Below are 12,529 nucleotides of genomic sequence, written 5' to 3' on the forward strand. Positions count from 1 at the left end.
CCACGGGGTAGACAGGCTATATCCCTGGATGGAGAAGGGCCTGGCGCTCCTGGCGACGGGCGTCGCGGGACATCAACACCAGCGTGGTGACGAGTAACAGGAAGAGAATCATAAAGACCGCGCTGCGCACGCCTACCCACTGGTTGACAGCGGCGAACACCACCGGCAGGACAAACGCAACGGTGCAGGCGCTGACCAGCAGCAGTCCGGCCACAAAGGCCGTGGCCTCACGGTTTTCTTTCACCATCGTCCGCTGTAGCGCAGCCATGGTGCAGCCCAGTGCCACACCCAGCACAACAATGAGCGCGCCTTCCAGCGGCAGCGGCATCAGGAATTCCAGCTGGATAACCTGATCGATCCCCCGGACCAGAAGGGTCATCGGCGGATAGGAAAGCACAAACAGGGCCAGTAGGCAGGCAATCAGCGAGCGACTGGCGACACGAGTGGAACCGAATCGATCTCCCAGCCAGCCCCCGAGAACCTGGGCCGCAGCACCCGGGATAATAAACCACTGGGCAAGGCCCGCTCCGGTCTGAACCGGCAGTTCATACTGGGAGGCAAGGTAGTCCGGCAGCCAGAGTGCGAGACCAAAAAAACTGCCGGCCACTACGCCGAACCAGACCGCCACCTGCCAGACCCGGATTCGTCCGAGGCGGGCCAGCAGAGCCCTCGTTGATGTTTCCGCCACGCCACCGGACCCCATATCTTCCGGCTCCGTCAGTAATACAACCAGCACCAACACCAGTGAGAGCAGGATCAGGTAGGCAACGGGCACAACAGCCCAGGTGAACGCATCCAGAATCAACGGCACAAGGTAGTAACTGATACCCACACCAGTAATCCCTGCCCCGAACAGCCCCAATACCAGCCCCGTTCGATGGGCGGGAGCATACCGGGTGACAAACTGCAGCCCGGCGCTGTAATAACCACCCGCCAGGCCAAGTCCGGCACCGGCCACCAGAAACTCTGCAAGCGAATCCGCCACGGTCAGCAGCAACATGCATGCCGCCAGGCCGGTGATACAGGTCACCATAACCCGGCGTGAGCCAAATTTCTGGGCCGCCAGTCCGGCGGGTATGGCCAGTATCGCCCCCGTAGCCATCGGCAGTGCCAGCAGAAAACCGAAGGTGACACTGTTCAACGCCAGACTATGACGGATGTAGACCCCGGCTACCGAGAACAACGCCCAGCAGCCGGCCGCCAGCATGAATCCGGCCACAGCCAGTGGCAGGATTACCGCAAGCGACGCGAGCTGTTCTTCGTCATCCTGGTAAATCGGGGATTCCATGAGGCAGGCTCTACAGAAACAGGAACGCTTTCAGTCTCTTCTTTGCTAGGTAAAGGGTCAAAGACTATGATGGGATACTGCCTATCGGGGTAATTGACTATCCTCAAAGAGGTAGGCCAATGGATAATCGCGGCTCAAAGGCTTTATCCCGCCGTGCTCCAGAGATGAGTTTTCATGAGATCGAGAAGTCCCCTGGTCAATCGCATCGCCATTGTGGTTGCCGCTATAGTGCTAACCGCGATTGTGGGAATGGCCACTACCCTGATGGTGTCCCGCAGCATTGAAGGTAATGCCACTGCGATCAACCAGGCAGGTGCATTGCGCATGGGAGCTTTCCACCTGCTGACGATCGCAGCAGACCGTAACGGGGACCGTACCGTCCCCTTACAAGAAGCGGTTGAACGGTACAGCACGAAACTGTCCCAGGCCTCCCTGACCAGAACCATTCCGGCGAACGCCGACCACCCGCTTAACCTCCAGCACCGGACTGTTCGCAATACCTGGGAGACCATCCTGCGGCCAGCACTCGAATCTCACCCCGAGGGTGAGGCGGTAAGTGCGAGCCTGCTGGATGCCACAGAAAGCTACGTTGCCCAGGTGGACACCCTGGTCTCCATGCTGGAAAGCCGCACCGAGGCTCGCATCGACCTGCTGCACGTTATCCAGATCCTGAGCCTGGTGTTCTCCGTCCTGATCGCCGTTGTTCTGTTCCTGGACCTCAAGAACCGGGTACTTCGCCCCTTACGCAAGCTGGTTGGCATAGCGACGGCTGTAGGCGACAAGGATTTCACCCTCAAGGCCAACCTGAAAGGTGCAGACGAACTTTCCCGACTGGGACAGGCCTTTGACCAGATGACCAGCGAGCTGGCTGTGAGCTACTTCGAGTTGGAGAGCGAGGCCCGATCCAAAACCCGGGAACTGGAAAAAAGCCACCAGGCTCTGGAAATCCTCCACAGTGCCAGCCGCACCCTGTTTGCCACCCACGACCTGTGCAGTGGCGCCATCCCCATGCTGCAGGAGCTTGAGGCCTTGCTGGGCATCGGCCCCATAAGACTCTATCTGCACGACAAGCACGCCAGTGAGCCGGTGGAGGCGATCACGACAGCGACACCGGAGCGACCTTTCTACTGCCGTGACAATCACTGCAACGCCTGCCTGGTAAAACCGGAGGTGTACGACGAACTGCCGATGGAAGACAACGATGGCCGCCGGCTGATGCTGCCAATTCGCACCCCCGGTTTGCTGCTGGGCACCCTGGAAGTCTGGTACCCGGCTGACAAGGGCCTGTCCGAGACCGCCCGGCGACTATTGGAAACCCTCAGCGACCAGCTGGCCACCGCCATCTTCCTGGAGAAACAGATCACCGAGGAACAGCAGCTGACCCTGGCAGAAGAACGAGCCGTAATTGCCCGGGAACTCCATGATTCACTCGCCCAGTCCCTGTCCTACCTGAAAATGCAGGTGGCACGCCTGCGCCGGCTGGATATTACCGGTGAGCACCAGCAAACCCATGATGCCATCCTGGAAGAGCTGAGTACCGGCCTGAACAGCGCGTACCGCCAGCTGCGGGAACTGCTGACCACGTTCCGCCTGAAGCTGGACACACCGGATCTGCTGACAGCCCTGCGCCAGACCGTGGGCGAGTTCAGCGAGCGCCTGGGGCAGGAGGTACACCTTAAATACGACCTGCCACCAAACACCCTGTCGCCGAACGAGGAGATCCATACCCTGCAGATCGTCCGGGAAGGGCTTGCCAATGCCGTCAAACACGCGGAAGCCACGGAGGTCACCGTAGAAGTGCTCTTTGAATCCCCCCGTGTTCAGGTCAGAATACTGGACAACGGCAAGGGGTTGCCCGGTGGCGACCAGCCGCAGCAACATTATGGCCTGATCATTATCCAGGACCGCGCCCGTACCCTGGGCGGGCAGGTTACCGTGAAGAACCGCAATGACCAGGGAGTGGAAGTGGCACTGAACTTCATCCCGAAAAGCCGTCATATGATCCTGACCCAGGCCAGCGCCGGCTAGCACCGGTAACGCCCATAAACACAATTATCTGACCAAACGAGAGGAACCATGTCCGAGACACCTGCCAGCATCCTGCTGATTGATGACCACCCGCTGTTGCGCCAGGGCATCAAGCAACTGATTGAAATGGAAGATGACATGCAGGTGGCCGGACAGGCCAGCAACGGCCCTGAAGGTATCCGCAAAGCTGCTGAACTCGAGCCTGACCTGATCCTGCTGGACCTGAACATGCCGGAGATGAACGGCATTGAGGTGCTGAAGCAAATGCGGGAACAGGGGGTAGCCTCACGTATCGTGATCTTTACCGTTTCCGACCATGAAGACGATGTGGTGGCAGCCCTGAGGGCTGGCGCGGATGGCTACCTGCTGAAGGATATGGAGCCGGAGGACATGATCGCCGAGCTGAAGCAGGCAGCCGTGGGCAAAATGGTGATCAGTGACCGCCTGACCACGCTGCTCGCCCAGGCCCTTCGTTCCCAGAAGCCACAGCAGTCAGCGCGACCTGACTTTGACAGCCTGACCCCCGTGAGAAGGATATCCTGCGGCTGATTGCCGAGGGGCTGTCCAACAAGATGATTGGCCGCAAGCTGGATATCAGCGATGGCACGGTCAAGGTGCATGTGAAGCACCTGCTAAAGAAACTGAACCTCCGGTCCCGTGTTGAGGTGGCGGTTTGGGCCGTTGAGGAAGGTTTGCATAAGGGTTGATTGTCCGGAGTGACAGGCTTTCAGGCAGCCTGCTTGTTGGGTGCCAGAGCTCCTGGTCTGAACTCATATCTTCACTTTAGGAGCCTTTCCAGCCTGAGGATGTGGTGCCGGGCATGGGGCACCGGCCCGGTTTTTTTGCCGCCGCAATTCACGGTCCTTCCCTGGACCGGCCTTGCTCCGGGCCATCCATGGCCCTGCTCTAAAAAAACCGGTCCGGCACCCCATACCTCTAACAGCCCCAATATCGCTGACAACCCCCCAGGCCACGTAGTTTTATCTTTCGGTCAGCAGACAGTCTGACGGGGATGGGGTAAGGGCGCTTTTTGGAGCTGCGACACGGACGTCGCTTTAGCAAGGCCGGCCCAGGGAGGGCCGTGAATTGCGGCGTAAAAAAGCGCCCTTGCCCCAGCCCCAGACTCCCAACCCACAGGCCTAAATAGCAACAACCTGAGAGCTTGCCGGATATCAACCAAAATACACAGCAAACGCAGTAACCTAGGCCCAACCAAATGGCCTGGAGAACCCAATGCTGCCTGCGCTGCCGAAACTGACCGTCCCCGAATCCCTGCTCCTGCAGTGCCAGCATGCCCTGCAAGAATACGCCCCATCACCGGCGCCGATGATCCGCGACGCCGAACGCCGTGTGCCCTTTCTGTTCAAACAGCTGATCACCGAAGCCACCCTCAACCGGATGTTTGCCCAAGCCATCCACGAGGGCGAATTTGACGACTTCGAAGGACGAACCCTCAGGCTGGAAATCAACGGCGGACAGCCGGGCGTAACCCTGGGCTTCTGGCAGGGCCGACTGAGAATTGTTGAGGGCGAGGGAGAAGCCACCATCCGTGGCGGCTGGTCCGCGTTCTACAAGCTGGCCAACCGCAAGCTGGACCCGGACCAGCTGTTCTTTCAGCGCAAGTTGATCATTGAAGGCAACACCGAGCTCGGACTCGGCATCAAGAACCTGCTGGACAGCCTGGAATGGCGACTTATTCGAGCACCTGCCAAGAACGGGCTCAGGAAACCGGTTTTTCCTCTTTGAACCCCAACTTCCTCAGAATGGCCATGGCCGGGCACCATTTGGTGAATGCGGACTGGATAAGGTTGAAGGCAATGAACCCGGTAAAAAGAAGCCAGTACGGGCTCACGTAGTGAGCCAGCACAATGGATATCAGGGTAAACACACCCGCCATCAGGCGAAGACCTTCATTGACTGTCATAGCGAGGCTCCTCAAGGACATATGAATATACTTTTAACTTATTGCCCGGACTACGCAATGACCTGCGTCATTTTGTCCAGCCCCTGGAATGGAACGATTGCAAAGCCTGAGCTTCCCAGCGGCATCCGGGTGGCCCGGACACAGTACTTCCACGGACGTGAGGGTGAATCTGTTTGCGCTTTTCCTGACCCCGGGTTAGATTCATCTCAAATCCCTTTGATTCCAGAATTGCCTTGCGACCTGAAACTGCCCTGACTCATTCCCGGATTGTCATCCCTGACAAGCCCGGCCTCCCTACAGCGTTACTTTCCTGACGCTGGGCTCACGCACGCGCCCGGTCCAGCCAGCAAACAAAATTCACGATTACCTTACCGGAGACAAGCATGTCCGATTTACCCGCTATTACCGTTGCAGAAGAAGATTACAACCGGCTTTCCGCACTGCTTGAAAAGACGGACGACCCCACCGGCGTTGCCGAAGGCCTGGAAGACGAACTCAGCCGCGCAGACCTGAAGCCACTGTCAGAGATTCCAGAGTCTGTGGTGGTGATGAATTCCGTGGTGGTTTTCGAAGACCAGGACAATGGCAAGGAGCGGCGCCTGCAGCTGGTTTACCCCCACCAAGTGGATGGCAGTGCCGACAAGATTTCCATCCTGGCCCCGGCCGGCGCCGCCATGATCGGCCTGGGCATCGGTGACAGCATCGAGTGGCCGGTGAAAGGCCGCAAACCCCTGCACCTGAAGGTAGTCAGCGTTACCCGGCAGGCGTAACCGACAACCCGTAATACCAGTACGGCGGGCACTCAGCGCATATCGAAGAATTCCCGATGCAAGCGCCTGCCGGGCCCTGCCAGGTGTCAGGACATCACCAGATCCATCCCCGGTTTGCCATACCAATACCCGTTGCAGGGTGGTGCCTCTACCAGCTGCAGCGGGTCCGCGGCCGGTGCTTCACCCCGGCGTACCTGGTCAAAGCGTCTGACCACCTCGTCCATGCCCTGGTGTTCCGGGCTCAGGCGCACGGTGCTCACACCCATGCGCTGCATATCCGGTAGCTCCCGCATCAGGTCATAGCGGGAACCGGATAGCGTGGAGATGCCATTGATGCGGAACAGCTCCTGGCTTTCCCGGGTGCGTAGCTCCATGCCATCCGGATGCTCCAGGCAACGGAACTCGCAGTTGTCCTTGGGCAGGTTGTAATGGCGGGCGGTGAAGCAGCGGGACGACCAGGCCAGCGGCAGGAAGCCCCAGGAGAACACTTCGGCAGGCAGGTCCAGCCCTTCAGCCTTCAGCTCGCTGATTAACTGCTCCAGAGTTTCCTTGCCCAGTTCCACCGGCAGGTTCCAGCCCTGCAGTCCCTGTCTGGCGAGGATCTTCAGGGTGGCCACGTTGTAGATGTTCATGGACGGGCCGGTGATAAACGGAATCTTGTTGCGGACAGCCACCTGCAGGGCGCTCTGGTCGTTCGCTTCCACCAGGAATTCATCCTGTTCACAGAACCGACGCAGGCGGCGCAAGTCGGCCTCCGATTCAATCAGGGTGAGCGTGGAAAGCACTACGTTCTTGCCGCAGGCTTTCAGGTCCCGGGCCAGGTCCAGCCAGTCATCAGGCTTCAGCTCCCGGCGACGGGAGCACACCACTTCGCCCAGGTAGATGGTATCGACCGGCCATTCCGCAGCCTTGGCGTAGAAATCAAAAACACTTTGTTTGGACCAGAACCACAGGATGGGGCCCAGAGATAATTTCATCATGATCTCAGCACCTTATTTCCACTTGCGATGGTACGCGCCGAGGGTGGTAAGCCCACCTTCGGACAACCCGGCGAGGGTTGACTGCCAGGCCGGGTCGACCGTGAATTGCGGCCCTGTTTCCAGCCTGTCCAGGGCCTGGCGCCAGGTGCGGGCCACATCGGCGATATAGGCGGGACTGCGCTGCCGGCCTTCAATCTTCACCGCGCTGATACCCAGGGCCTTGAGCTCTGGCAGCAGGTCCAGGGTATTCAGGCTCACCGGTTCCTCGATGGCGTGGTACACATCACCCTCCACCTCGAACCGGCCCTTGCACAGCGTCGGATAGCCGGCAGGCTCCCCCCGGGCGTAACGATCGATCAGCACCTCATTGAGGCGGGATTCCAGCCCGCCATCGGCGGTCTCTTCCCAGCGCACCGCCTTGGCCGGCGAACAGGCCCCCTTGCTATTGGGGGATTCGTCGGTGAGATAGGAGGACAGGTAACAGCGGCCCTCGGCCATGATGCACAGGCTGCCGAAGGCAAACACCTCCAGCTCAACCGGGCTGTGTTCCGCCACGCCCTTCACCTGGTCCAGCGACAGGACCCTGGGTAGCACGGCACGACGGATACCGAAGTTGTCCTTATAGAACCGCAACGCTTCGTAGCTGGTGGCCGAGCCCTGAACCGACAGGTGGCGGGGCAGGTCGGGATAGCGGTTGGCGGCGTAGTCCAGCAACCCCATGTCGGCCAGGATCACCGCATCCACCCCCAGGCTGGCAGCCCGGTCCACCGCAGCGGTCCACTGCTGCCAGCCCTGGGGCTGGGGGTAGGTATTGATGGCGCAGAACACCCGGGCCCCCTTGCCATGGGCATAGGCAACGCCCTCAGCGGCCCGCTTGTCGTTGAAGTTGAGGCCGGCAAACTGGCGGGCGTTGGTGCTGTCCCGGAACCCCAGATAGACAGCGTCTGCACCGTTGTCGACGGCGGTTTTCAGGGCGGGCAGGCTGCCGGCAGGGCAGACAAGTTCCATGGCATTCTCCGGTGGCTGAAAGACTCCCGGAGACGCTACCGTTAAAGGGCCCAGGGTGCCTTGACCGTTGTCAGCGCAAGTGCAACCGGGCCGCCGGATACCCACTTGGCAGTATCCTACGGGGTACCACCTACTCTCGATTAAACGCTTTAAAGTCAATTAATTAACATAGAGTTACAGGTAATTTCATTCAGTAACTACCCCTGCTCATACCCAATGATGCCAATATCGGTAACCGGCCCTTTGGGCCACAATGGCAGGACGACTTAATGAAGGGGCAGTCCCATGAACTTCATCAACAATCTTTCCATGCGCGGCAAACTGATCACACTGGTTTTGCCGGCGCTTCTCGTCATCATTTTCTTCGCCGTTGGCAGCATCACCGACAATGCCGCCGAGTACCGGAATATGAGCCACCTACAGGACATGGTGAAGCTGGCGGAAATCGGCGACCCACTGGTGGAAACCCTGCAGAAAGAACGTGGCCGCTCCGCAGTGGCGCTGGCTGCCGAACCACGCTCCGATGCCGAGCAGCAAGCACGGCGAGCACTGGAGAACCAGCGCCAGCAGACTAACGCCGTCCTGGGGGACTATCGTTCGGAAGTTCAGGCATTGCTGGCCGACACCAGCTTTGATGGAGCGGTTACGGAGAGCATTGATCGCCTTGAATCGGAACTGAGCCGCCTCAAGACTCTCCGACAGGATATCGACCGCCGCAACGTGACTGGTGGTGAGGCCGGCAACCGCTACACAGCACTGATTACCGAAATCATCGACCGGGTTCCGCTGCTTGTCCGCCGGGCCACCGATGCAGAACTTTCCCGTGAGATCAACGCCTACTATGCCCTGGCACAAACCTCCGAGATGGCAGGTAGGGCGCGGGCTGCAGGTGCGGCACTGATCCGCTCAGGTGATTTCGATCTTCCCGCTGTTGGCAGGGTAACTGCTTTGAGCGGACAGCAGGACGCCTGGTACCGCAATGCCGTTGATATGCTAGCCGCCGACGCCCCCCTGCGTCGTTCGCTGGGCGCCTTCGTGGTCGGCCCGGAAGTACAGGCACTCCAGGCCCAACGGGAAACCCTACTTAGCAGTGCTTCCGGCATGTATGCCCTGGACGCGAACGAGTGGTTCGAGGTATCCACCCGGGCCATCGACGCGCTGAACGCTATCCGCCAGGAAATGCTGACCCAGGTCGAGGCCATTGCCACAACGACAGTCGCCGGGGCGAGAAATGACCTGATCAGCGCCTCGGTGATCGCGGGTGCTGCCGTAGTGCTCGTGATCGTCCTGATGACCATCATCATCCATGCCATACACCGTCAGGTGAGTGAACTGCTCACCGGTGTGCAATACGCCATGGATGAGAAAGACCTGACCCGGGAAATACCCGTGTCCAGCAAGGACGAGACCGGCACCATCGCCAGGGCGATCAATGAACTGTTCAAGCGGTTCGCCGAGGCGCTGGCCCAGATCGACAAGGCCAGCGTGCAACTGGCCACCGCCACTGAGGAGACCAGTTCCACCGCCAACCAGAACACCTCCCAGGTGAAAGATCAGCAGCAACAGATCGAACAGGTCGCCGCCGCTACCGAGGAGATGTCTGCCACCTCCGAGGAAATCTCCCGCAACACCCAGCAGGTGGCGGATGCTTCCAGCAGCGCCATGGAAAAGAGCCGCACCGGTGAGCAGGTCCTGCACTCCAGTGTTCGCCAGATCCGCGACCTGGCCGGCTCGGTGCAGGAGGTGAACCAGGTGATCGAGGAGCTGGAAAATCGCAGCAGCACCATCAGCGATGTGGTGGATGTGATCCGCAAGGTGGCCGACCAGACCAACCTGCTGGCACTCAACGCCGCCATCGAGGCCGCCCGGGCCGGCGAGCATGGCCGCGGCTTTGCCGTGGTCGCCGATGAGGTTCGTACCCTGGCGCAACAGACCCACGAGTCCACCACCAAGATCGAGGATATCATCAACGGCTTCAGGGAAATTACCGACAGCGCCAGTCGCTCCATCATTGCCAGCCACAAACTGGCGGATCAGACCAGCTCCCAGGCGGAGCAGATGGAACAGACCTTTGCCGAGATCCTGATGGACGTGAACAGCATCTCTGACATGGCGACCCAGATTGCCACCGCGTCGGAGCAGCAGGTGTCGGTCACCCGTGAACTGGCCGGTAATATGGAAAGCGTCAGCGAGTCCGCCATCCTGACCCTCACCGGGTCACAGGAAATTACCCAGGTGACCACCGAGCAGGCCCGCCTGGCCCGGGCACTTCAGGACCTGGCCAACGAGTTCAAGGTCGCCTCCTGAGGCGTAACGGGGCAACCTGCCCCGGATAGCAAAAAGCCCGGTCGCGATGACCGGGCTTTTTGCGTTTCGGGAAGTCCCGCCGGGTTACAGCAGGTCCTCGTCCGAGTTTTTCGCCTTGCGCACATCCCGGGCAACCGCCCAGCAGATGACGCCAAGCACACCCAGGGTCAGGGCGGGCCAGACCAGGATGTAGGCTCCGTAGACAAGTTCGTTATTCATTTGGCGGCCTCCGGTACCAGGTGGGTATCGTCCTCAACGTCGTCATAGTCCCCGACGCGCTGACGGATCAGGTTGAAGTCGAAGCGCTCCTTGCTGAACAGGGTCATGGCCGTACACACCACCGCGCTGGCGCCATAGGCAGTCAGTGATGCTACCAGCACCATATAGTCCCGCAGGAAGCCAGTGGCGAAGAACAGCATGGCCGCCAGGGTAACCACACCGGCCACAAGCCCTGCCGCACGACCAAAGAAGCCGAACACCATCAGGCCGATCACCACAGCCCCGCCGACCGAGGCCAGTACCTCGAAGAACAGTACCGTCAGGCCGGTCATTTCCAGCAGCTCAAAGCGCGCAATGCAGAACAGCGCCATGGCTGCCACCACGGACCAGGTAAACGCCGCATTGGTGACCCGATCCCAGTAGCAGCTGACGATGACCGGAAACACAATGGCGCCCCACAATGCGCCGACGAACACCAGCATGACCAGGATATCCAGCGAGAAGCTGGCGAAGATCAGCCCGGCCACCGTGGCCACAATCATGGTGATACGGCCCACCAGCATCATGACGCGGGGGCTGGGGTTATCACCGGCGATGTTTTTGCCATACACGTCCGCCATCATGATGGTGGAGAGGGCCGACAGGTCCGAGTCCGCCGTGGAGGACAGGGAGCCGATCACGAGGACAAAGAACAGGGCGACAAACACCGGTGACAGGTAGGTGGAAACCATCTGCGGGATCAGGTTGTTCATTTTCCCGTCAATGGGTTCCATACCGACTGACAGCGCCATCAGGCCGATCATGCCCAGGCCGATCACAATGGCGCCATAGCCGATGGTAGCTGTCACGAAGGTGGACTTGATGTGTTTCTCGCGTACCGCGAACAGCCGCTGGGAAATGGTCTGGTTACCAATGGCATAGGCCAACACGGCCACAAAGAACGGAGCACCCTGGTGCAGGATGGCTTCGACGGAGAACAGGTTGGCCTGCTCGTCGGTCAGCCGGCTGAGTCCCTCCACCATGACCGAGGGGCCACCTGCGGAGAACAGCACCGCCGGGATAATGATAATGGCAATGGCCATCAGGGCCACCAGCTGGGCAAAGTCGGTAAATACGGAAGCCCGGAAGCCCGAGGTGAGCGTGTAGGCCAGCACCCCTACCCCGGCCACGATCACACCGGTTTCGAAGGACAGCGGTGACAAAACGGATACCAGGGCGCCCGCCGCCGTGAAGTTGACCATGAGGCTGATCACACTACCGAGAATGTTGGAGACGGCCAAAATCATCTGGCTGGATGCGCCATGACGGGCATGGATCAGTTCACCCAGTGTATGGCCATTCGGCGCCAGTTTGCGGAAACGGCGACCGAAGGGATAGATGAACAGGATCATCAGCGCTCCCCAGAGCCCGTAATGGATAGGGCCGGAAACGCCATAGGTGTAGCCGGATGTGGCCGCAGCGTAGAAAGACGCAGCCCAGATCCAGGTGGCGGTCATACTGGCCGCCCCCATACCGAAGCCAACATGGTGACCGGCCACCATAAAGCCGGAGGTGTCCTCTTTGTCCTTGCGGATCAGCAGGGTAAGGAGGTAAGTGCCGCCATAGAAGGCCGCAAGCAATAGCAACACAGTGAGTGTTGAAAACTGGGTAAAGCCGTTCTCGTTCAAATCAGAGCCTCTTTTTCTGAAACACAGGTATCCCGCCGGGGCCGGGCCAATTATTGGCGGCCGCCAGGATCAGGGGTCTGGAGTTTCCCGCTTGGGTTTGTTGCCAGGCTGGCAACGGCAGGGTGGGCTGTTTCAGCCCGGTTTCAGTGAGGCTAAGGGAAACTCAGGTGTGGCAGAAGCTCACACAGTTCTTTAGACGTCATGATATTTGCACTCCTCAAAATCGAATACTGAACTGGCCGGCGCATCATTGTGCCGTGCAGTGTTCAAGCTTTTGGATGCGAAAATCTGACAAATCGCCGGTTTTCGGTTAGAAATCCGGGGTCAGAATGAGGGAG

At 59.7% G+C, this 12,529-nt stretch carries 10 protein-coding genes and 1 pseudogene; 5 read left to right on the forward strand and 6 right to left on the reverse strand.

The features are described from left to right. Window positions 1–16: 16 nt before the first annotated feature. Window positions 17–1,288, reverse strand: a complete 1,272-nt coding sequence (locus tag MLC59_RS06285) for an MFS transporter (RefSeq protein WP_248232146.1) — start codon at window positions 1,286–1,288, stop codon at window positions 17–19. Between the two features lie 174 nt (window positions 1,289–1,462). Here MLC59_RS06285 and MLC59_RS06290 point away from each other — a divergent pair, with 174 nt between their 5' ends. The 3 genes and pseudogenes from MLC59_RS06290 to ubiT all read left to right on the forward strand — a co-directional run bounded on the left by MLC59_RS06290 (window position 1,463) and on the right by ubiT (window position 5,062). Next, complete coding sequence (locus MLC59_RS06290; RefSeq protein WP_248232148.1) at window positions 1,463–3,316, forward strand: histidine kinase; 1,854 nt, start codon at window positions 1,463–1,465, stop codon at window positions 3,314–3,316. 48 nt (window positions 3,317–3,364) lie between these two features. Further along, window positions 3,365–4,023: pseudogene (gene narL, locus MLC59_RS06295) on the forward strand (two-component system response regulator NarL). 526 nt (window positions 4,024–4,549) lie between these two features. Continuing rightward, on the forward strand, window positions 4,550–5,062 hold the full coding sequence (gene ubiT, locus MLC59_RS06300) for a ubiquinone anaerobic biosynthesis accessory factor UbiT (RefSeq protein WP_248232150.1): 513 nt from the start codon (window positions 4,550–4,552) through the stop codon (window positions 5,060–5,062). Here ubiT and MLC59_RS06305 read toward each other — a convergent pair. Continuing rightward, a complete protein-coding gene (locus MLC59_RS06305; protein ID WP_248232152.1) occupies window positions 5,037–5,240 on the reverse strand; it encodes a YgaP family membrane protein in 204 nt (67 codons plus the stop codon). The genes ubiT and MLC59_RS06305 overlap by 26 nt on opposite strands. Window positions 5,241–5,623: 383 nt before the next feature. Between MLC59_RS06305 and rnk the strand changes: the two genes are divergently transcribed. After that, window positions 5,624–6,010 carry a nucleoside diphosphate kinase regulator gene (rnk, locus tag MLC59_RS06310; RefSeq protein WP_248232160.1) on the forward strand — a complete coding sequence of 129 codons (387 nt, stop codon included), beginning with the start codon at window positions 5,624–5,626 and terminating at the stop codon, window positions 6,008–6,010. A gap of 86 nt (window positions 6,011–6,096) precedes the next feature. Here rnk and MLC59_RS06315 read toward each other — a convergent pair whose 3' ends face one another. Both MLC59_RS06315 and ubiU read right to left on the reverse strand, forming a co-directional pair. Continuing rightward, on the reverse strand, window positions 6,097–6,990 hold the full coding sequence (locus tag MLC59_RS06315; protein WP_248232165.1) for a U32 family peptidase: 894 nt from the start codon (window positions 6,988–6,990) through the stop codon (window positions 6,097–6,099). Window positions 6,991–7,002: 12 nt separating this feature from the next. Further along, a complete protein-coding gene (ubiU, locus tag MLC59_RS06320) occupies window positions 7,003–7,998 on the reverse strand; it encodes a ubiquinone anaerobic biosynthesis protein UbiU (RefSeq protein ID WP_248232168.1) in 996 nt (331 codons plus the stop codon). Between the two features lie 285 nt (window positions 7,999–8,283). Here ubiU and MLC59_RS06325 point away from each other — a divergent pair, with 285 nt between their 5' ends. Further along, window positions 8,284–10,305 carry a methyl-accepting chemotaxis protein gene (locus tag MLC59_RS06325; RefSeq protein ID WP_248232178.1) on the forward strand — a complete coding sequence of 674 codons (2,022 nt, stop codon included), beginning with the start codon at window positions 8,284–8,286 and terminating at the stop codon, window positions 10,303–10,305. Window positions 10,306–10,389: 84 nt separating this feature from the next. Here MLC59_RS06325 and MLC59_RS06330 read toward each other — a convergent pair whose 3' ends face one another. Continuing rightward, a complete protein-coding gene (locus MLC59_RS06330; RefSeq protein WP_248232180.1) occupies window positions 10,390–10,524 on the reverse strand; it encodes a putative transporter small subunit in 135 nt (44 codons plus the stop codon). Beyond that, window positions 10,521–12,191 (reverse strand): sodium:solute symporter family protein, encoded by a 1,671-nt coding sequence (locus MLC59_RS06335; RefSeq protein WP_248232181.1) that lies wholly within the window; start codon window positions 12,189–12,191, stop codon window positions 10,521–10,523. The genes MLC59_RS06330 and MLC59_RS06335 overlap by 4 nt, the downstream gene beginning before the upstream one ends. Window positions 12,192–12,529 lie beyond the last annotated feature (338 nt).

Source organism: Marinobacter bryozoorum (assembly GCF_023156245.1).
GTDB classification, from domain to species: Bacteria; Pseudomonadota; Gammaproteobacteria; order Pseudomonadales; family Oleiphilaceae; genus Marinobacter; species Marinobacter bryozoorum.

Excerpts from the sequence above, each read along its gene's own strand:
- MLC59_RS06330 (WP_248232180.1), bottom strand. The coding sequence starts at position 10,524 with ATGAATAACGAACTTGTCTACGGAGCCTACATCCTGGTCTGGCCCGCC.
- MLC59_RS06325 (WP_248232178.1), top strand. The coding sequence starts at position 8,284 with ATGAACTTCATCAACAATCTTTCCATGCGCGGCAAACTGATCACACTG.
- MLC59_RS06285 (WP_248232146.1), bottom strand. The coding sequence starts at position 1,288 with ATGGAATCCCCGATTTACCAGGATGACGAAGAACAGCTCGCGTCGCTT.
- MLC59_RS06305 (WP_248232152.1), bottom strand. The coding sequence starts at position 5,240 with ATGACAGTCAATGAAGGTCTTCGCCTGATGGCGGGTGTGTTTACCCTG.
- MLC59_RS06290 (WP_248232148.1), top strand. The coding sequence starts at position 1,463 with ATGAGATCGAGAAGTCCCCTGGTCAATCGCATCGCCATTGTGGTTGCC.
- MLC59_RS06315 (WP_248232165.1), bottom strand. The coding sequence starts at position 6,990 with ATGATGAAATTATCTCTGGGCCCCATCCTGTGGTTCTGGTCCAAACAA.
- rnk (WP_248232160.1), top strand. The coding sequence starts at position 5,624 with ATGTCCGATTTACCCGCTATTACCGTTGCAGAAGAAGATTACAACCGG.
- ubiT (WP_248232150.1), top strand. The coding sequence starts at position 4,550 with ATGCTGCCTGCGCTGCCGAAACTGACCGTCCCCGAATCCCTGCTCCTG.
- ubiU (WP_248232168.1), bottom strand. The coding sequence starts at position 7,998 with ATGGAACTTGTCTGCCCTGCCGGCAGCCTGCCCGCCCTGAAAACCGCC.